17 protein-coding genes are annotated in these 18,026 nt (G+C 50.4%); 10 read left to right on the top strand and 7 right to left on the bottom strand.

Going from position 1 to position 18,026, the window contains the following annotated elements; all coding sequences use genetic code 11:
• Positions 1 to 27 precede the first annotated feature (27 nt).
• The 10 genes from IPG80_RS18490 (at position 28) to IPG80_RS18445 (ending at position 9,413) form a co-directional block, all read left to right on the top strand.
• A complete protein-coding gene (locus IPG80_RS18490; protein WP_345110076.1) occupies positions 28 to 504 on the top strand; it encodes a hypothetical protein in 477 nt (158 codons plus the stop codon).
• 452 nt (positions 505 to 956) lie between these two features.
• Complete coding sequence (locus IPG80_RS18485; protein WP_345110073.1) at positions 957 to 1,802, top strand: NADH-quinone oxidoreductase subunit K; 846 nt, start codon at positions 957 to 959, stop codon at positions 1,800 to 1,802.
• A 1-nt stretch (position 1,803) separates the two neighbouring features.
• The gene (locus IPG80_RS18480; protein ID WP_345110070.1) at positions 1,804 to 3,552 is read left to right on the top strand and encodes an NADH-quinone oxidoreductase subunit L; all 1,749 of its coding nucleotides are present in this window, start codon (positions 1,804 to 1,806) and stop codon (positions 3,550 to 3,552) included.
• Position 3,553: 1 nt separating this feature from the next.
• Positions 3,554 to 5,077 carry a proton-conducting transporter membrane subunit gene (locus IPG80_RS18475; RefSeq protein WP_345110068.1) on the top strand — a complete coding sequence of 508 codons (1,524 nt, stop codon included), beginning with the start codon at positions 3,554 to 3,556 and terminating at the stop codon, positions 5,075 to 5,077.
• Between the two features lie 11 nt (positions 5,078 to 5,088).
• The gene (locus IPG80_RS18470; protein ID WP_345110065.1) at positions 5,089 to 5,403 is read left to right on the top strand and encodes a hypothetical protein; all 315 of its coding nucleotides are present in this window, start codon (positions 5,089 to 5,091) and stop codon (positions 5,401 to 5,403) included.
• A 13-nt stretch (positions 5,404 to 5,416) separates the two neighbouring features.
• Positions 5,417 to 5,917, top strand: coding sequence for an NADH-quinone oxidoreductase subunit B family protein (locus IPG80_RS18465; RefSeq protein WP_345110062.1), 501 nt, complete (start codon positions 5,417 to 5,419; stop codon positions 5,915 to 5,917).
• Positions 5,914 to 7,593: an NADH-quinone oxidoreductase subunit C gene (locus IPG80_RS18460; protein WP_345110059.1), complete on the top strand. Its 1,680-nt coding sequence runs from the start codon at positions 5,914 to 5,916 to the stop codon at positions 7,591 to 7,593. Before IPG80_RS18465 ends, IPG80_RS18460 begins: the two co-directional genes overlap by 4 nt.
• Positions 7,590 to 8,513, top strand: coding sequence for a complex I subunit 1 family protein (locus tag IPG80_RS18455; RefSeq protein ID WP_345110056.1), 924 nt, complete (start codon positions 7,590 to 7,592; stop codon positions 8,511 to 8,513). Before IPG80_RS18460 ends, IPG80_RS18455 begins: the two co-directional genes overlap by 4 nt.
• On the top strand, positions 8,510 to 8,935 hold the full coding sequence (locus IPG80_RS18450; RefSeq protein ID WP_345110053.1) for a 4Fe-4S dicluster domain-containing protein: 426 nt from the start codon (positions 8,510 to 8,512) through the stop codon (positions 8,933 to 8,935). Before IPG80_RS18455 ends, IPG80_RS18450 begins: the two co-directional genes overlap by 4 nt.
• On the top strand, positions 8,874 to 9,413 hold the full coding sequence (locus tag IPG80_RS18445; RefSeq protein ID WP_345110050.1) for a hydrogenase 3 maturation endopeptidase HyCI: 540 nt from the start codon (positions 8,874 to 8,876) through the stop codon (positions 9,411 to 9,413). The genes IPG80_RS18450 and IPG80_RS18445 overlap by 62 nt, the downstream gene beginning before the upstream one ends.
• Before the next feature lie 25 nt (positions 9,414 to 9,438).
• On the opposite strand, the gene IPG80_RS18440 is transcribed toward IPG80_RS18445, so the two are convergent.
• The 7 genes from IPG80_RS18440 to IPG80_RS18410 are packed head-to-tail and all read right to left on the bottom strand — an operon-like array spanning position 9,439 to position 18,018.
• Complete coding sequence (locus IPG80_RS18440) at positions 9,439 to 12,558, bottom strand: PAS domain S-box protein (RefSeq protein WP_345110047.1); 3,120 nt, start codon at positions 12,556 to 12,558, stop codon at positions 9,439 to 9,441.
• On the bottom strand, positions 12,551 to 13,831 hold the full coding sequence (locus tag IPG80_RS18435; protein WP_345110045.1) for an oligosaccharide flippase family protein: 1,281 nt from the start codon (positions 13,829 to 13,831) through the stop codon (positions 12,551 to 12,553). The genes IPG80_RS18440 and IPG80_RS18435 overlap by 8 nt, the downstream gene beginning before the upstream one ends.
• On the bottom strand, positions 13,818 to 14,201 hold the full coding sequence (locus IPG80_RS18430; RefSeq protein ID WP_345110042.1) for a response regulator: 384 nt from the start codon (positions 14,199 to 14,201) through the stop codon (positions 13,818 to 13,820). Before IPG80_RS18430 ends, IPG80_RS18435 begins: the two co-directional genes overlap by 14 nt.
• A gap of 2 nt (positions 14,202 to 14,203) precedes the next feature.
• Entirely contained in the window at positions 14,204 to 14,548 is a 345-nt protein-coding gene (locus IPG80_RS18425; RefSeq protein ID WP_345110040.1) for an STAS domain-containing protein, read from the bottom strand.
• 15 nt (positions 14,549 to 14,563) lie between these two features.
• Complete coding sequence (locus tag IPG80_RS18420) at positions 14,564 to 16,486, bottom strand: SpoIIE family protein phosphatase (protein WP_345110037.1); 1,923 nt, start codon at positions 16,484 to 16,486, stop codon at positions 14,564 to 14,566.
• Positions 16,486 to 16,818, bottom strand: a complete 333-nt coding sequence (locus tag IPG80_RS18415; RefSeq protein ID WP_345110034.1) for an STAS domain-containing protein — start codon at positions 16,816 to 16,818, stop codon at positions 16,486 to 16,488. The genes IPG80_RS18420 and IPG80_RS18415 overlap by 1 nt, the downstream gene beginning before the upstream one ends.
• Before the next feature lie 15 nt (positions 16,819 to 16,833).
• Positions 16,834 to 18,018, bottom strand: a complete 1,185-nt coding sequence (locus IPG80_RS18410) for a glycosyltransferase (protein ID WP_345110032.1) — start codon at positions 18,016 to 18,018, stop codon at positions 16,834 to 16,836.
• Positions 18,019 to 18,026 lie beyond the last annotated feature (8 nt).

Here is an 18,026-nt window from a genome sequence, read left to right as displayed (position 1 = left end):
AAATTATTAATTCGTGGAGTGAGCTTTATGCCTTTTGCATATCGTCTTGATACTGACATCAAAATTTTTTACCAATTAGTCTACGGACATTGTACATTTAGTGATTTGTTCAGCCCTTCATTGAAGCCGGAACTTAAACCCGGTGTACGTCCCCGGGTGAAGTTCATCATCGATAGCAGGCTTGGGGATCTCGAAACGGATGAAGAGGGGATGAAGTTCTTTGTTAAAAGCATGAAAGAACTAAAAAAGACCGGCTTCCAGTTGGAGCCTGCTGCATTTTTGACCACAAAGAAAGGGCTGGCGATCTTCATTAGGTCTTTAGAGTTGATCGTGGATGATGATGTTGAACTTCATCAGGCATTTTCCACCCTTGATGAAGCACTCCTTTGGCTTGGTGAAATGGAAAATTCCCAGGCGATCTATCGAATCCACGATGAATTACTTGAGGAATTGCGCTCCGAACATGGGGAGATTAACGATTTTCAAAGAGGTACTGCCGGTTAGACTTTTAGTATGATGCTGAAAATTCAGGACTGACGATTAGGATTTCGTTATTGTCCAGTCGAGAGTGAAGGTTGATGTCCGGGCGTTGTCTCAACTCAATATACCGGAAACAGGCTCAAGGTTTGTATCGAGAAGCGTGAATGCATCTTCCACACGGGCAGGATCCATATCGCGGTCGAAGGCGATCGAAACCAGGCGCCCACCTCAACCCAAAATATCAATCGTTTTTTCATGGGTCCACCTTTCATTACATTGGAAAGTATGCTTGGATACAGAATAACCCTCAAGTAAGGTGCTTTCGAAATTTGAATTTCGGACTACAAAAATCACTCAAGAGTCCCAATTTCACCAAGATAATCGTGATTTGACGAATCTCCAACAATATAGGGAGGAAGGGCACATGCTTTATCCCTTGAAGAGGTGCATACTTAAAGTGAGTGGAGTACGTCAAAATGAGTGAATATATTTACTATTTGTTGCTTGGTATGGGGGCGACGTTTTGTGCATATCGTGCCGTGGTTTCTAAACATTTATTACCTTCCACGCTTTACCTGGCATGTGTCAGCGCCTTAATTTCTGTAACCTTGTATTTGCTTGGCGCGCAGGAAGTTGCCGTGATCGAGTTGAGCGTGGGTGCCGGGTTGGTTACAGTGTTGTTGGTGTATGTTTTGAGCGTGGTGGGGGATGATAATCTTGACCCTAGCTCGATCATTCCCAAAACCGCTCGCATTTGCCTTGGTGACAGTCATTGCGATTTTGGTTGCATGGATGACGTTCCCATTGACCTCGTCGCCGTCTGCCAGTTCCGAAGTGATGCTGGCGCAGGTGCTTTGGAAACAGCGGGCATTGGATGTGTGGGTGCAGGTGGCGTTGATCTTCTCGGGCGTTTTGGGGGTGCTGGGTCTTCTTTCGGAAAAAGAACAAAAAACGAGATCGCAAAGGGAAACCGTTCCAGCCAGCGCCGAAATGGAAAAGGAGTCGCATCGATGAACTTTGACCCTTTGAATGCTGTTCTTATTGGAGTGGTTCTGTTGCTTTCTGTCGGGTTTTATGGGCTACTCATCACACGTAACCTGATCAAGATCGTGCTTGTACTTCAAATATTGGTCAAGGCGGTTGTGGTTGCATTGGTGTTGGCAGGCAAAGATTCTGGAAACCTTGGGCTTGGTCAAAGTATTGCGGCTACCGTTATCGTGGCAGACACCATCGTGGCTGTAGTAGCACTTGCGCTTGCGGTGCAAGTGCGTATTCGTGTAGGCACATTGGACCTTTCCAAGATTTCTTCATTGCGAGGCTGAGATGACAGAAACATTGATCGGACTCGTGATCGGCATCCCTTGGCTGGGAGCGCTCGTTCTTTGGCGCACTCAGGATGAAAATCCGCGCCTCCAACATACGCTGGCAGTTGCTTTTTCCATCGCAGCAGGATGCGCATCCCTGGCATTGATCTTCTTCTCCTCCGCTGAAACAGCAGTGGACATCCCGATGGGCGCCTTCTTCGGCAGCCTCACCTTCACCCCCGATGGACTCGCCGTCGCATTGACCGCCATCGCCTGTGTGATCGGTTCTCTGGCTGTCGTTTACTCCGTGGATTATATGAAGGGCGAAGCACAGCTAAGCCGTTACTACACCTTCGTGTTACTCTTCATCGGTGCCATGGCAGGACTCGTCCTCAGCGGAAGTTTGCTTTTCATGTTCTTCTTCTGGGAGATCACCGCGCTCTGCTCATATGCGCTTATTTCCTTTTATAACGATGACCCGAAAGCAGTGGCGGGCGGCATCAAAGCGTTGATCATTACCCAGGTTGGTGGGGTGGGGCTGTTGGCGGGGGCGTTGATAACCTATGCTACGCTCGGAACGTATCAAGTCTCCGCCTTGCTTGAAAATGCAGGGACGATCCCTGCTAATTTATTAGCCTTTGTTGCCTTTGGTTTTTTGATCGCAGCGGCTGCGAAATCGGCACAGTTCCCGTTCCACACATGGCTGCCCGATGCAATGGAAGCGCCGACCCCGATCAGTGCGCTCATCCATGCCGCGACGATGGTGAATGCGGGCGTGTATCTGTTGGCTCGTTTTTACCCTGCCTTTGTGAAGGTTCCCGGTTGGGCATTGTCCGTCACAATTGTTGGTTTGGTTTCTGCATTGATCACAGCGTTCATGGCACTCACTGCGACTGACCTGAAACGCGCGTTGGCGTATTCAACAGTCAGTCAACTTGGATACATGGTTTACGCCATTGGCGTGGGCGGTTTCTTTGCCAGTCAATTCCATTTGTTGAGCCATGCAGTTTTCAAGGCGTTGTTGTTCCTTGCGGCGGGTTCGGTCATTCACAGTGTTGGGACTCGCGATATGCGTCGCATGGGTGCGCTTGGCAAACAAATGCCATTCGTGCGGAATGTCTTTATCCTCGGCGCGTTGGCGTTGGCGGGTTTGCCCATCTTGAACGGCTTTTGGAGCAAGGAATTAATCCTTGAAGTCGGTCTCGCGGATGGACCCATCTGGGCATATGTTGGAATGTTGCTCGGCGCAGGCATGACGGCTTTTTACACCTTACGCATGACATGGCTGGTCTTCTTTGGTGAAGCGCGTGACTCATCCTTGCATGTGCATGGCGCAGGCTCCGCGATGAAGATGTCGTTTGGTCTGTTGGTGGCTGGCACATTATCTACTTGGTTATTAGCCGGTCTTTTCAGCAGACTGTTCCATGCAACGCTGCCTTTTCATTCAATTCATGAGTTGAGCACACCGGAGTTGGTTGAAGAAATTTTCTCTGCTCCCTCTACATACATCGCATTGACGGTTATCGGCTTGGGATTGGGAATTTTTTGGTTGGTCAGGAAGCAGTCCGCAGCGGGGAAAGAGGCGCGGTTCGATATCCTCAGCCGCGAAAGCTTTGGTTTCGATTGGTTGAATCGGCAAGTCACTTTCAACACATTTAAATTTGCAACCGTATTGCAGGAAACACAGACAGGCAAGTTAAATTGGAATGTGATCGGAATTTTAGGCGCATTGCTGATTGTGCTGGTCTTTTTAATTTGGAGTGCATAACATGAATTCGACGATTTTTCCGTGGATGATCGCGTTGCCCCTGGGTGCTTCGCCGTTAGTGTATTTGGCGGGGCGGCTCGGCTTGCGGAAAGTGGAAGGGAATGGTCGTTCATGGCTGGTGCGCGGATTGGCACTGCTGGCGCTGGTGCTGGCATGGATCCCATTTGTAATGAGTTGGAGACAATTCATTGCACAAGGCGGGCGATTAACTTTCTATTTTGAAACGATCGGTTTGCAAGCTGATGGATTGAGTTTGTTGTTGGCGGCAGTGACATTGGGGTTGGGGATGTTCGTAGTGCTTTATTCGGGTCCGTACATGGCGGGGGAAGTTGGTGAAGAAAAATATTACGCGATGTTGTTGGCGATGATCGGATTGATCGTTGGCTTGGGTTGTGCGAATGATCTCTTCAACTTCTGGATGTGGTTTGAGGCAATGGCGGTCTCATCGTATTTGTTGGTGGCTTTTTATCGCGAACAATCCGCTTCATTGGAAGCGGGAATTAAATATCTTGTGCAGAGTGCGGTGGGCTCAGTGTTCGTGTTGCTGGGAGTTGCGTTGGTGCTTGGTGCAACCGGCACATTGGACATGGACAAGATCCGATTGGCGACAGGTGCATTCACATCCCCTCACAACGGACTTGCCTTGGCGGGCGCATTCTTCGTAATTGGTTTCGGTGTGAAAGTGGCTCTCGTTCCATTACACACCTGGCTGCCCGATGCGCATTCACAAGCGCCGAGCGGGATTAGTGCCATGCTTTCGGGCGTGGTTATCGAAGCGGGATTGCTTGCCATGCTGCGCGCGCTTTCAACGCTTGGTTTGTTGTCCGTTTCGTGGGGCACGCTCCTGCTTGGTTTTGGCGCGGTGAACATGCTTTTTGGTAACTTAATGGCGCTGAAGCAGGTGCAGCTTAAACGCATGTTGGCGTATTCCAGTTTGAGCCATATAGGGTACATCCTGCTGGGTATTGGCATTACGTTGACCAGTGGGCAATTGGCAGGGGCGCAAGGCGCGGCGTTTCATATTTTCAACCATATGCTCATGAAGGGGCTGGCGTTTTTGACGGTTGGCGCATTCATGTTTGCGTTGTTGAATCAAAAAGGAAGTCATCGTTCGCTGGTAATTGAAGATTTGGCAGGTGCGGCACATAATTATCCGTTGGCGGCGCTCGCACTCAGCATTGCATTGCTGGCGTTGGGCGGCTTGCCTCCTCTGGCAGGATTTATGTCCAAGTGGCAGGTCTTTGTCGCTGGGTTTCAAAGCGGCAATGGCTGGGTGATGGGATTGGTGATCTTTGCTGCGTTGAACAGCGTGTTGTCCTTGGGGTATTATGCGCCAGTCGTCAACATGATGTATCGCCAAAAAATGGGTGACATCGTTCAGCAGGGTGAAGCGATTCCGCTGGCGATGAATATTCCCCTGGTCGTGCTTGCATTATCCATTCTGGCGATCGGTTTGGTTCCTTCGCTGATGAGTTGGCTGACTGAACCTGCGGGTCAGGCGATCTTAATGATCTTTGGTATGTAGAGAGAAACGATATGGCAGAACTACTCTTAACCCCGCCTTTTGCATTTGCGATCTATGGTGTTTTGGTTGGTGCGCTTTACATGACCGGCAAGGCTATCGCCATGCGCGGCACTGCCAGCAAATCCAAAACGAGCGGATATGCCAGCGGCGAAAAGCAAGACCTCGAACCTGCTGCACCCGGGTATCGCCCGTTTTTTGTAGTTGCTTTGTTTTTTGCGATCCTACATCTGGGTGTGCTTATGCTGGGTACCGGCAGATTGGAACCGGTCACCATTGTGTACATTGGCGGTTTAATGCTGGCTTTGCTGGCATTGATCCTTGGGTAGTGCGGAGTCTCTTATGAATACTGTTCAAAACTATACGAGTCACTTGATCGGTAGAATGACCACTTGGTCGCGCGTTAATTCTCCGTGGGCGATCCATTTTAATAGCGGTTCCTGTAATGGCTGCGATATCGAGATCCTTGCCACACTCACGCCCCGTTATGACATTGAGCGCTTTGGCATCAAGTTGAAGGGAAGCCCGCGCCATGCCGATATTTTGATCTGCACCGGACCTGTGACGCGTCAGGCTCGCGAACGCTTGTTACGCACATACGAGCAGATGCCTGCCCCGAAGTTTGTTGTGGCGGTTGGTTCCTGCGGAATTTCCGGCGGGGTTTTCCAAGGCTGTTACAACATCGTCGGTCATATTGATGAGGTTCTGCCTGTGGATGCCTACATCCCTGGCTGCCCGCCGCGCCCGGAAGCGATCATCGATGGCATTGTTAAATTGTTAACCCATCTCCAAAATGGGACCCGTCCCGAGCCGCTCCAATTCGCTTTGCAGGAGAAAGAATGACCACTGAAGCCGCCCTCCAACGTGCTAAAGAGATCCTTGCGCCGTTTTCCAAAGGTGATACAACCCCTGAAGCCAACCGCCTGGATGTGAACATCGAAGCCACGGATCTGCCAGCAGCCACCGCTGCGTTGATCAGAAGTGAATGGGGATATCTCTCCGCGATCACACCCACAGATTTGGGCAGGGAAGTTAACAAACTGGAACTTATCTATCATTTTTGCGAAGGCGCAGCCATCACCAGCCTGCGGATCCATTTGCCGCGTGAAGATCAACCGGATGTTCCATCCATCAGTGATCAGATCCCAGTGGCTTCCTTCTTTGAACGTGAACTTGGTGAAATGCTGGGTGTGCATGTGGTGGGCACACCTGATCCGTCACGCCTTTTTCTCCCAGACGATTGGCCCGACGGGGTGTATCCACTGCGTGAAGATTTCAGCATTGAAAAAGCGGCACCCGTCGAACCGCGTGAAACTTTTCCGGAAATGGGACGTATCGGTAACAAATTCACCATCCCGATCGGACCACAGCACCCCGCACTGAAGGAGCCCGGACATTTCGAATTTGCAGTGGATGGTGAGATCATCACCGGCGCGCGCATGCGTTTGGGCTATGTCCATCGCGGCATCGAAAAAGCCACCGAGCAACGCAATTGGATCCAGAACTTATATTTGCTTGAACGCATCTGTGGGATCTGCTCCCATACTCATACCAGTGCCTATGCCATGGGTGTTGAAAAACTGGCGCAGGTGGAAGTTCCCGCTCGTGCCCAGGCGATCCGTGAGATCATTGCCGGTTTGGAGCGCATCCATAGCCACCTGCTCTGGCTGGGAGTCTCCGCTCATGAAGCAGGCTTTGATACGCTTTTCATGTATTCCTGGCGCGACCGCGAAACCGTGATGGACCTGCTCGAAAAACTGACCGGAAATCGTGTGAATTACTCGATCATCGTCTTGGGTGGCGTTAAGCATGATCTCGATGCCGAACTTTCCCGATCCATTCACACTGCCCTCGATTACCTTGAAGAACGTATTCGCTACTACCTTCACATCGTTACAACGGATACATCTTTCCTGCAGCGTACACGCGGTATTGGAACCATGACCCTGGAAGAAGCGAAACACTTTGGCGCCCTTGGTCCAACCGCACGGGCGTCTGGTTTGAAGCGTGATGTCCGCATCGACTCACCGTATGGCGCTTACCGCTATTTTCCCATCAGCCTTACCACCGACGATCGCGGCGATCTCGAAGCACGCTTTGCTGTCCGTATGAAAGAATTATTGGTTAGTTGCGTCACCATCCGCATCATTGTGGATAACCTCCCAGCCGGTGAGATCACAACCCGTTTTCCGCGCAAGATCCCTGCAGGTGAAACCATCAGCCGGGTGGAAGCTCCGCGCGGCGAAGCCTTCTATTATATAAAAAGTAACGGCGGTGAGAACCCCGCCCGTATAAAGATTCGCACGCCCAGTATTTGCAATTGGACTTCTGTTTTAAACAAAGCGGTTGGGCATCAACTGGCAGACATTCCCATGTTGATCGCGGGCATGGATCCATGCTTTTCTTGCAATGACCGCATGGTCACCGTACGCAAACAGGATAGCTCGCAAACCCTTACCTGGAGCCAATTGCGGGAGTACGGCATTCAGAAATATTCAACCCAACGGGAGACAAAATGAGTATTCTGGCGTCGCTCTTCTCTATTATGTTCTTCCCGGCTGGTGTCAGCCTTATTTTGAGCGGCATGTTATATGAATGGGCTGATCGAAAACTGGTAGCGCGTTTTCAAAATCGCATTGGTCCGCGCTGGTTCCAGCCGCTGGCGGATACCATCAAATTGATATCCAAAGAAGAGATCCAGCCGCAAGGAGTGATCGACCTGCTCTTCCATGGCTTGCCCATCGTTGCGTTGACTGGCGCATTGACCGCCGCGCTTTACACACCGATCCTTGGATTTGCCCCCATATATTCCTTCCAGGGAGATCTGATCGTAACGCTCTATCTTCTTTCGTTATTGACCATGTGTACCGGACTTGCCGGCTGGAACGGTTCGAGTCGTTTTTCACTGATTGGTGCTACACGTTCGCTCACTCAACTGTTCGCATACGAAGCTCCATTTTTATTGGCGTTGCTGGGTCCTGCCATGGCCGCCGGCACATGGGTCATCAAAGACATTAGTGCCTACGCAGGTACGCATTGGATGATCATCTCGCAGCCCGTCGGCTTCGTTATTGCTTTGATCGGCTTAATGGGAAAACTGGAGCTTCCTCCCTTTGATGCCCCCGAAGCAGAAACCGAGATCGTCGCCGGAGCGCTCACCGAATATTCCGGTCGTGGGTTGGCACTCTTTCACATTGGCAAGTCAGTAGAGTTGGTTGTCGCCATCAGCCTTGTCACCGCTTTTTATCTGGGCGGCATCGGCAACCCATTGATCTTCTTGTTAAAAACGCTCATCATATTGCTCTTCATGGCGATCTTGCAATCCATGCTGACCCGCTTGCGGATCGATCAGACGGTGGGGATGTGGTGGCGTTTTGGCGCCTTGCTGGCTCTCTTGCAGATCCTGGTCATTGTATTATTGAAAGGATGGCTGTCATGAATTTCGGATCCATGTTCAAAGACATTGTTAGATCTTTTTTCAGCCCGCCAGCCACTGAAAATTACCCCGTTAAAAAACCGAAGACCGCAGAGCGTTTCCGTGGACGTCTGCATTTTGACCCTGTCAAATGCACAGGTTGCAATCTATGCAGCAAAGACTGTCCTGCTGAGGCGCTCGATATCGTTATTCTCGATCGTGCCGCGAAGCGCTATGTTGCCCGCTACAATATTGATAAATGCGCCTACTGCGGGCAATGCATTCAATCCTGTAAATTCAAATGCATCACCATGCCCAATAATGATTGGGAGCTTGCCGCCCTGAGTAAGGAAAGATTTACCGCATATTATGGAAAAGAAGACGATGTTGCCGACCTCATGGACAGACTTGCTCATCCGGAATCTATCCCGGACACAAAAAAATAACCGCTTCAGCCTCCCTCGAACCTGCCTCATCGGAGTTGGCAATGATCTACGCGGAGACGACTCTGTCGGGCTCATGGTGGCGCGTACTCTCCTTTCGCACCTTCAAACTACTGACTCCCCAGCTCATCTTCTGGTTGTAGAAGGTGGACCTGCCCCAGAGAATGTCACCGGGCGCTTGCGTACCTTCCACCCGGAGATCGTCATCCTGATCGATGCTGCACATATGGACGAAATTCCCGGTACGGTCCAATGGATCCCTCTTGACTCGATCGACGGGATGAGTGCGTCTTCCCATTCACTGCCGCTTTCCATGCTTGCGAGTTACCTTGCATCAGAAATGGGGTGTGATGTTTTCGTGTTGGGGATTCAACCTATGCATAATGCAGTCGACACCGTGCTTAGCGCACCTGTTCGTTTTGCAATGGACGAAATCGTGAAAGAGATGACCAGAATATTTCTGAATGTATCTATGGGGTAATAAAAAAGTTACAGTTCTCTATTTCTTAGTTCAACCATTTCGAAAGCAAGTTTTCAATATCTTTCAAAGACACTGGTTTATTAATGAAATCATTCATGCCCGCTTGTAAACATGAGTCCTTGATGCCTTGCATAGCGTTAGCGGTAACTGCCACGATAATGGTGTGTTTTTGGTTCACCTTTTCGTGTTCGCGGATCTTGCGTGCTGCAGTCAGACCGTCCATATCCGGCATGTTCAGATCCATAAGGACCAGCGAAAAGGCATCCGGGTCTACTTGCAGGAGTTCCACGGCTTCCCGTCCGTTCCCGGCATGACGGCTGGTGATGCCGAATTCGCGCAACTGCATCGAGAGCAGATCGCGGTTAACCAGATTGTCTTCTACGATCAATATTGGGCGCTGGTTTGAGAAATCTTTCCACCTTGCTTCAGGTGCTTTCTTGATTTTCGGGTGTTTGGGGATATTCGTGCCAAGCGGCAGGCTGAACCAAAACGTGGACCCCGTTCCTTCCATAGAGTCAAAACCGATCTCGCCATGCATTAGGTCCACCAGGCGTTTGGAAATAGCCAGTCCCAGCCCGGTCCCGCCGTGTTTGCGGGTATGCGAGGCGTCTGCCTGGGTGAAAGGTTCAAAAAGTTTTTTCTTCATCGATTCTGAGATGCCCTGCCCGGTATCCTGGACGGTAAAAGTCACTATAAGGTTTTCTTCGTTGATCTGAGTTCCCGAAAGGTTGACGAAGACCAATCCGCCTTCCGGGGTGAACTTGATCGCGTTGCTGATCAGATTGCTTAGTATCTGGCGGATTCTGCCTGAGTCCCCCATGGCCGCATCAGGAATGTTGGATGTGACCATCACCGAAAGGAGGATGCTCTTTTGTTGTGCCTTCGGCATGAATAACTTTACGGTTTCACGGACCAATGTGTCGGGCTTGAATGGTGACGGAATGATCGATAATTTCCCTGCTTCGATCTTTGAGAAATCCAGAATATCGTTCAGGATCGCCAATAAGTTGCGGGTTGATGTTTCAATGGTCTCAGCAAACTCGCGCTGCTCCGCATTTAATTCTGTATCCAGCAATAATTCGTTCATCCCCATAATGGCGTTCATCGGTGTACGGATCTCATGACTCATGGTGGCGAGGAAGGCACCTTTTAAATAAGCTGCTTCCAGGGCGTTGTCGCGGGCTTCGGAAAGTTCAATGTTGTTTTTATTGATCTCCTCTGCATACGTGCGGAGCTGTTCTGCGGCATACAGGCGGTCTAATTCATCCCCTATCCATTGCGCCATCACTTTGAGGATGTTCTTATCGGCTTCTGAAATGTCTTTTGTCAGTGGTGTTGTGCTGGAGAAATTCAGAGTTCCATAGATCTGTCCGCCGCGGTATACAGGCATGCCCAGATAGGATTCCAGTTTAAACGACTGATAGCACGGATGAACAGCCCAATTGCTGCCCTTTGCCTGTCGAAAACTTATTGGGACAAGGGAGTGAATAGTCTCTACGCAATATGTATCATGCAATTCAAAAACAGCGCCTGTATGGATGGACAGGTCTGTCGAAATCGTTTCGACTACCGTGTAATCCTCCCCTGTGATTTTTGAAAAAATGCCGATCGGAAGGCTGAAGCGCTGTGTTCCCAATTCCAGCAAACCGTGAACTTTTTGTTCAAAGCTATCCTTGGCGGCGACGATATCGTACAAGGCACGGATGAATCCCTCGCTCTCACGCAGGTTTTTTTCCATTTGCATGCGTTCGGTCAGGTCGGTGATGACCGTCACTGCCCCTTCGAATTCACCATTTTTTACGCGGGGTGAACCGGTTATAAGGGTGTATGCCTCTTCTCCGTTCTTTCTGCGCAACCGGGTTTCGTAACTATTGATCTGCCCCGAGGCGCGCGTCATCTGCGCATTGTGCAGGGTGATGTGGTCTTCCTGAAATGTGACATCGAATGGGGTTTTTCCCAGCAATTCTTCCGGTTCGTAGCCGAGCATTTTCGCGTAGGACGGGTTGACGAAAGTGAATTGCCCATCCTTGTTTGTAACGGTCAACCCTTGCCCCATTTGTTCCATTAACATTTGGGCAAACTCGTTTTGACGCACCAGTTCTTCTTCCGCCTGTTTGATGTTGGTGATATCTGTGCCGATGCCGATAAGCATATCGTTCGGACCCTTGGTATCTGCCAGCATTAACCAACGCCAGGAACCGTCTTTGTGCCGGACGCGGTGTTCGTAGGGAGTGCCGTCCACATGTGTCTTTCCCGATGCAGCATTGCGGATGTATTCTTTTTCGGCTTCTACGTCGCCGCCCGAAATACGCTCCATTTCCCACCAGCCGCCGCCGAGAATCTCTTCAGGGGTGTAGCCGATGATTTTTTGTACCGATGGACTGACGTAAATAATTTCTGCATTACTATTAGCCACCAATACAAGATTCCCGATTGAATTCAAAATATTATCTGATAGGTCAAGCCTCGATTTTTCGATTTCGCGTTCGGTCACATCCAATGCATAAAGGTTGATATACGCCATTTCGCTTACGGGCGCAAAGACACAGGAGTAGATACGTTCGCCGTGTCGGATGAATCTGGTCATCTGCGACCCACTCTGGAGTGTTTCTGCCAGATAACCTTGCCAGGCGGGATGGGCGTGATCTGCTTCGGGTATGCCTATGTCTTTTAGGAAATTGATTGCACTGGTATTGGCGTATAAGATCTCACCAGTGGCATTAATGCGCAAGACAGGGTTGGGATTCTCTTGCGGCAGCAGAGCCAATGATCGAATATTTTCTTCCGCCTTTTTTTCAGCAGTGAGATCTCGAAGCACTGCGACGAGCGTTTTCCTGCCATCCAAGTTTGCTTGCCCAATGGATGCGTGAACAGGAACGACTACGCCATCTTTACGCCTTGCAGAAACTTCGCGATATTCCCCCATCTTTCTTAAGGTTTCATTGCTGTTTATGAACGCCTTGAATAAATTGGCGTGTTTTTTTACGTACTCCTGTGGTATGAGTGAGCGCAGCCGCAGTTTTTTAAATTCCACCTCTGAATAACCTAACATATCGGTTGCGGCGGAATTGGATAACAGCACATTCCCGGTTTCATCGAATACCAGAATGGCGCTGGTAGACATGGACATTAACAACTCAAGCATGGTTTAAACCCATTTTAATGAAGGCAACCACATGTTTGTGAAGGAAATTTTTCCAGAGCAGGCTAAGGAACAAACCTGCCATTACAGCAACTTGTACAAACACAACCTGTTCCAGTGAGCGGTGGAATAGGATTATCCCTGCCACCTGCGCAATGCCTGCGGCAATCGCAAACCCGGTCTCTTTTCCCATGCCCAATGATAGGCGGTAATTAATGACCACGTTTGCCATGGCATACAGTGAGGTAGCCAGTGCATACAACCATAGTAAAGACGCTACGCCGATATATTTTTCACCAAAGAGAATCGTTACAACAAACTCAGGTGCAGCCAGGGTCAGTAAAACGACAGGCGTGGAGACTCCCAGTACGATACCCAGCGAGATCCAAAGCAAGTGCCCGTGCGGTTCGCCCATCTTTTGCTTTTGCGCCACGATCGGGAACATGGTGGTGACGACCGACCAGGTGGCAAAAAATACAATACGTCCGATCAACGCCAGCGCGGCATATTGCCCGGCTTCGGTGGTTTCAAAAAAACGTTTTACTAAAATAACATCACTATTATTGATGAGGATCTGCCCCAGCTGTGAAACGAGCACAGGGGCGGCGAAAGTCAACAGGTCCTGGCGGGTTTCTTTGGTGATGGACTCCTTCGTTCCCAATCCATGGACGGCAGACCTTGCCACCAGCCATGTGAAAAAAAAGGATAGACTGATGCCGGTCACCGCGCCATCGACGGAGAGTCCCAGAGCCACTAGCCCAATACTGATGAGTAACCGGCTCCACATTTCAACCTGGTAGCTGATCGCCAATATCTTAAAGTTGGTGCGCCCCTGAAGCATTCCCCGCTCCACGGACTGAAGCATGGCGAATGGCATTGCCGCGCCAAAGATGATAAATGACAGAAAGGATTGTGTATGGAAGAATTTTTGCAAGAGGGGCGCAAGTGCGGCGAAGAAGACCGTCAGCAGTAGACCAAGACTCAGGGCAACGAACCAGATAAAACGTCGGATCGAGGCGAGGGTTTGGTTGTCTCCATCTGCGGTGTGAATGGCAGAATACCGTGCGGCAGTCATCTGGATCGGTGCCGTCAGGAAGGTTACGACCAATAGAAGGGTGACGATCAGAGAGAGGTCTGCAAAAAGTGATGGACCCAGCCATCGCCCCATGATGAGGTTGTAGACGTAATTGCCCGCATTGACGACGGTCATGCTTAGCATGAGCAGGGCGCTGGCAGAGGCGATCTTTGAGCGGAGGAGTTCTTTAATCTTTTGCATTGAGGTCAAGCAATTGGGTCACAGTATCAAGGATCATCCTGGAACTGGCAGGTTTGGTAAGGAAGCTTTGTACACCGGCTTCTTCCGCACGGATGCGTTCGGCGTCATCGCCGCTGCCGGTAAGAATGATCACGGGTAGATGTTTGTATTTTTGAATGGTACGGATGTGTTGCAGCAGGGTGATGCCGTCCATGCCGGGCATGGCAACATCGAGGATCGCCAGATCGGCGCTTTCTTCCTTGAGCATTTCCAGTGCCGCTTCACCGGTTCCGGCAGTAAGGGTTTCGTACCCGGCTTTGTTGAGGGTGTAGTTGAGAATACGTTGGTTGTTCGGTTCGTCGTCAACGACGAGGATCCTGGTTTTGCTCATGGTTAAAAGCCTCTTGGGATGATCTCGGATTTGTCGATGGAGACAAACACCTGATCGAACTTGGTCAGTTTGAGGATGCGTGAGGCAGCCTCTTCGCGCGGCCAGACAAGGCGGACATCGCCGTTTTTCATGCGCGTGCGCTTGAGTACACTGACCAATACTGCCAGCCCGGCGGAGTCGAGCATGGAGACATCGGTCAAGTCGAAGACGAAATGTGTATATTTATCGGCAATATAGATATCGCACATTTTTCGCAAGGCAGGAGCTTCAAATGCATCCAGCCTGCCTTTAAGGGCGATGGCAGCGATCTTAATGACCTGTTCAGTGGCATTGATTTCTAGTGACATGGGGACCTCTTTCTTTTATTTCAAATGCTTAATGAGTTGCCAGATATTCTTTCCCTGTGAAGTTCTATATTTGACATCATCCATCAGGGAACGGATGATCGCCATCCCATAGCCGCCTTCTGCAAGGTCGGCGGGGTCTGGCATGTGAACCCGATCCAAATTCACGTTTGCGGGAGTGCCGCTATCTTGTGTTTGCATAATGATGCTGTCGCTGGTGCAGGAAAGTTGCACTTCGATCAGACCGTTCGAAACCCCTTCGTAGGCGTGGTCTACCAGGTTGGTTAATAATTCATGTAAGGCAAGTTCGCACAGTCCGGTAATATCTTCTGAGACATTGGCGCGTTTAAGCATGGCGCGCAGCTTTTCGCTTGGGATGCGAATATCCTTATAGTTGGCATTTACCGTGACTTTTTCATTGGGCATTTTAATTGTCTCATTTGGCTTTGTGAATTTGATGATGACGATCGTGCGGTCGTCGTCTTGCGGATGTGTTCCGCAGAAGGCATTAACATCTGCCTGTAAAGCTTCCGCCATTTGTTTTGTCGGTAACTGGCGTGCAGCCTGCAAGACGTATTTCATGCGTTCGTAGCCGTACATTTCACCTGCCGGGTTTCGAGATTCTGGAAAGCCGTCGGATGCGGCGATGAATAGGTCGCCTTGCGAGAGGTGCAAAGTTTGTGTTGAATATTCGTACGTGTCGAGAATCCCCACAGGGATGTCCTGTGCTTCGAGTAGAACCGGCTCACCTTGGGCAGGGACATAATAGATCGGGCTTTGCCCCGCATTGCTGAAATGAAGTGTGCCGGTTTGGCAATCCAGTAAGCCAAGGATGACGGTGGTGAACATACTGACACTGGAGAAATCTGCAGACATGTCGTGGTTGAGCCGATTAAGTACCTGATGCGGTCGGTCGAACGGCATGTTGCGCGAGGCAGATTTGATGATGGTATGGGTCATGCTCATCAACAGTGCGGCGGGCATGCCTTTTCCGGTCACATCGCCTAATGCAAAGACCAGCGAGTCTTGCGAGCGTTCGAGCACATCGAAGAAATCGCCGCCGACCTCAAGGGCAGGCGTAGATTCGGCGTACACATCCAATCCTTTTACCTGTGGAATGCTTTGCGGCAGAATGGCGGTTTGCACCTGGCGGGCAATATCCATTTCGGTTTCGAGGCGGGTGCGCTCCACGGCTTCCTTGTGGAGCAGGGCATTTTCCAATTGTGCGCCGATGTGCCCAGCGATCGCTTTTGCCAGTTTGATATCCGGTGTGGTGAAATTGCCAGTCTTGTTGAACAAACCAACGGCTGCCGTGATCTCGTCTCGCACCGGCAGGGAGACCATCATGACATTGCGGATGCCGCCAGGCAGGGTTTCTGAGTCTTTAAAGATGTGTCGGTTGGGATCCCGTTGATACAGGGTCGCCGCTGCTTCCATGTGAGCAGGGTGGAGAGGTGTTTCTGATACCTGATGAATGATGGCGGTCTTGCCGGATTCTTTTAGGACCACAAAGCCGCCGTCCACATCCATAAGATGTTTGGATTGTTTGATGAGCAGATCAAGCAGATGAGGCACATCCAGTGTGCGGCGGGTGGCTTGGGTAAGTTCGTATAAAGCCACCAATCTGTCCTGAGTTTCAACCAGAGCAGCGGTCAAACTATCGAGGTCGCTGTCTGCTGTAAGCAGACTAACAAACACGTCCAGCATGGATTCTGCACTGGGTGCCCAGCGTAGATCGGCAACACCGTAAACCTGTAAGGATAAACCCGAGGTGCGCGAAGATGCCGAAAGGGCTGGCATCGAACTCGAGACCGAATTCGGGCAACCGATCAGTACTTCATTACCCTGGGTTAGTTGCACACAGGTCGCGCCGATGCGCATCCAGCCGGAGGCGAGGGATTTAAATATCTCGCGATGTTTGTCTGTAATTTCAGGGACCACTAGAATCCTTTCGCGGCTTCTTCCTCGGTCTGGAAAATATCAAAGGCTTTGTCCAGTCGAGTTAATTCGAAGATCACACGTACCGGCTGTAGTAACGAACAGACATGCAGGTCGCCATTCTGTTCGCGGCAAAGTTTCAATCCGCGCACAAGAGCAGAGAGGGCGGTTGAGTCTATGAAGTTGACGCCTTCCAGATTGACAATAAGCTTGATATTGCCCGCCTTGGATTGCTCCACCAGCCACGTGTTAACAGGTTCCACTTCGTGGGCATCAAAGCGTCCTTTCAATTGCAGGACGGGCAGGTTGTTCCGGGTTGATTTGATGATTTCCATACATCTCCTTATGAATTACTTCTTTAACAATTCCTCAAAATGGATCAGGTACCAATCCACCACTTCCGTGATGGGCAATCCGTTTGCTGCGGTGTAATTACGCAAACCGATTTCTTTCTGACGTTCAGGATTATCGATCACCTTGGCGATCGATGCCGCCAGGCTGGCTGCGCTGGTCGGTTCAAAAAATTCTGCGTCGTAACCTTCTTCCAATACAAGTTCGGCAAAGTCACCGAGGTTGGGCAGCACAACGGCTTTGCCATATCCGCCTGCCTGATGCAGCACCCCTGAACTGCCTGTGGTGGATGTGTAAGGGAATGCCACCACCCACGCTTCACCAAAAATACGTGGCACGTCCTCTTCGGCAACATAACCTGTATATTCCACATTGGGCACTTGGGCGTATTTATTACGTACGCCTTGCAGGTACCCGGCTGAATTTGGGCTGTCTGTCCCGGCGATGACAAGGCGCATATCAGGATGTTTCTTTAATAACTCTGCATGGGCTTCCACCAAAAGATCAACGGTTTTGTAGGTGCCGAACTTCCCAAAGGTCATCACCGTGGGGTTGCCGCCTGGCAAGGTGCTGGGTTCGGTGTTCGTGGGCTCTTCAAATGAACCGTGAGGTGCAAGTAATACATTTTTTGCACCGTAATTCTTTTCGAGGATCTCCACATATTTTGGGATGGTCACAGCCACCCAGTCGGCGGTGAGGATGAAACGCGTGACGATATTGCCAAACAAACGAATGACGGCTTCGAGGACAGGGTTGCTGCCAAAGCCTGCCGATTTTAAGTTAACCGTTTCCATGATGTTGTGGAGCAAAACAACAACTTTGTGTCCGTCGCGTTTTAACGTCCACGGCGTGAGCAAACCCAAAGTGGCAGGCACTTTCTTATCACCGAAGGAGGCGAATTGAATGTTGAATAGAACAATGTCGGGATCTGCTTCGCGGACAGCCTTTCGGATGCGCGAGACATTGTTCATGGCGTTGAACTTCCAACAAGGCACGCTTCGCATCGGGACCTGACCTGGCTCTTGTTCCTGGGAATATTCCTGACCCTCAGGCAGTTCGTCCACTAACAGCACGATCTCGCTTACATTCTCAACTTTGGTCTTTAAAAAGCGGATGAAGTGAAACGCGTATTCGTTAAGCGAGCTTTTAGATGGGGGGTAGGCAGTGACAATTGCAATTCGCATGGGCTATC

It is taken from the genome of Candidatus Villigracilis vicinus, from assembly GCF_016702885.1.
Taxonomy (GTDB): domain Bacteria; phylum Chloroflexota; class Anaerolineae; order Anaerolineales; family Villigracilaceae; genus Villigracilis; species Villigracilis vicinus.
This window is presented reverse-complemented; position numbering and strand designations above follow the sequence as displayed.

Excerpts from the sequence above, each read along its gene's own strand:
- IPG80_RS18465 (WP_345110062.1), top strand. The coding sequence starts at position 5,417 with ATGAATACTGTTCAAAACTATACGAGTCACTTGATCGGTAGAATGACC.
- IPG80_RS18445 (WP_345110050.1), top strand. The coding sequence starts at position 8,874 with ATGTTGCCGACCTCATGGACAGACTTGCTCATCCGGAATCTATCCCGG.
- IPG80_RS18480 (WP_345110070.1), top strand. The coding sequence starts at position 1,804 with ATGACAGAAACATTGATCGGACTCGTGATCGGCATCCCTTGGCTGGGA.
- IPG80_RS18470 (WP_345110065.1), top strand. The coding sequence starts at position 5,089 with ATGGCAGAACTACTCTTAACCCCGCCTTTTGCATTTGCGATCTATGGT.
- IPG80_RS18415 (WP_345110034.1), bottom strand. The coding sequence starts at position 16,818 with ATGGAAATCATCAAATCAACCCGGAACAACCTGCCCGTCCTGCAATTG.
- IPG80_RS18435 (WP_345110045.1), bottom strand. The coding sequence starts at position 13,831 with ATGCAAAAGATTAAAGAACTCCTCCGCTCAAAGATCGCCTCTGCCAGC.
- IPG80_RS18485 (WP_345110073.1), top strand. The coding sequence starts at position 957 with ATGAGTGAATATATTTACTATTTGTTGCTTGGTATGGGGGCGACGTTT.
- IPG80_RS18440 (WP_345110047.1), bottom strand. The coding sequence starts at position 12,558 with ATGCTTGAGTTGTTAATGTCCATGTCTACCAGCGCCATTCTGGTATTC.
- IPG80_RS18450 (WP_345110053.1), top strand. The coding sequence starts at position 8,510 with ATGAATTTCGGATCCATGTTCAAAGACATTGTTAGATCTTTTTTCAGC.
- IPG80_RS18490 (WP_345110076.1), top strand. The coding sequence starts at position 28 with ATGCCTTTTGCATATCGTCTTGATACTGACATCAAAATTTTTTACCAA.
- IPG80_RS18425 (WP_345110040.1), bottom strand. The coding sequence starts at position 14,548 with ATGTCACTAGAAATCAATGCCACTGAACAGGTCATTAAGATCGCTGCC.
- IPG80_RS18430 (WP_345110042.1), bottom strand. The coding sequence starts at position 14,201 with ATGAGCAAAACCAGGATCCTCGTCGTTGACGACGAACCGAACAACCAA.
- IPG80_RS18410 (WP_345110032.1), bottom strand. The coding sequence starts at position 18,018 with ATGCGAATTGCAATTGTCACTGCCTACCCCCCATCTAAAAGCTCGCTT.
- IPG80_RS18455 (WP_345110056.1), top strand. The coding sequence starts at position 7,590 with ATGAGTATTCTGGCGTCGCTCTTCTCTATTATGTTCTTCCCGGCTGGT.
- IPG80_RS18460 (WP_345110059.1), top strand. The coding sequence starts at position 5,914 with ATGACCACTGAAGCCGCCCTCCAACGTGCTAAAGAGATCCTTGCGCCG.
- IPG80_RS18475 (WP_345110068.1), top strand. The coding sequence starts at position 3,554 with ATGAATTCGACGATTTTTCCGTGGATGATCGCGTTGCCCCTGGGTGCT.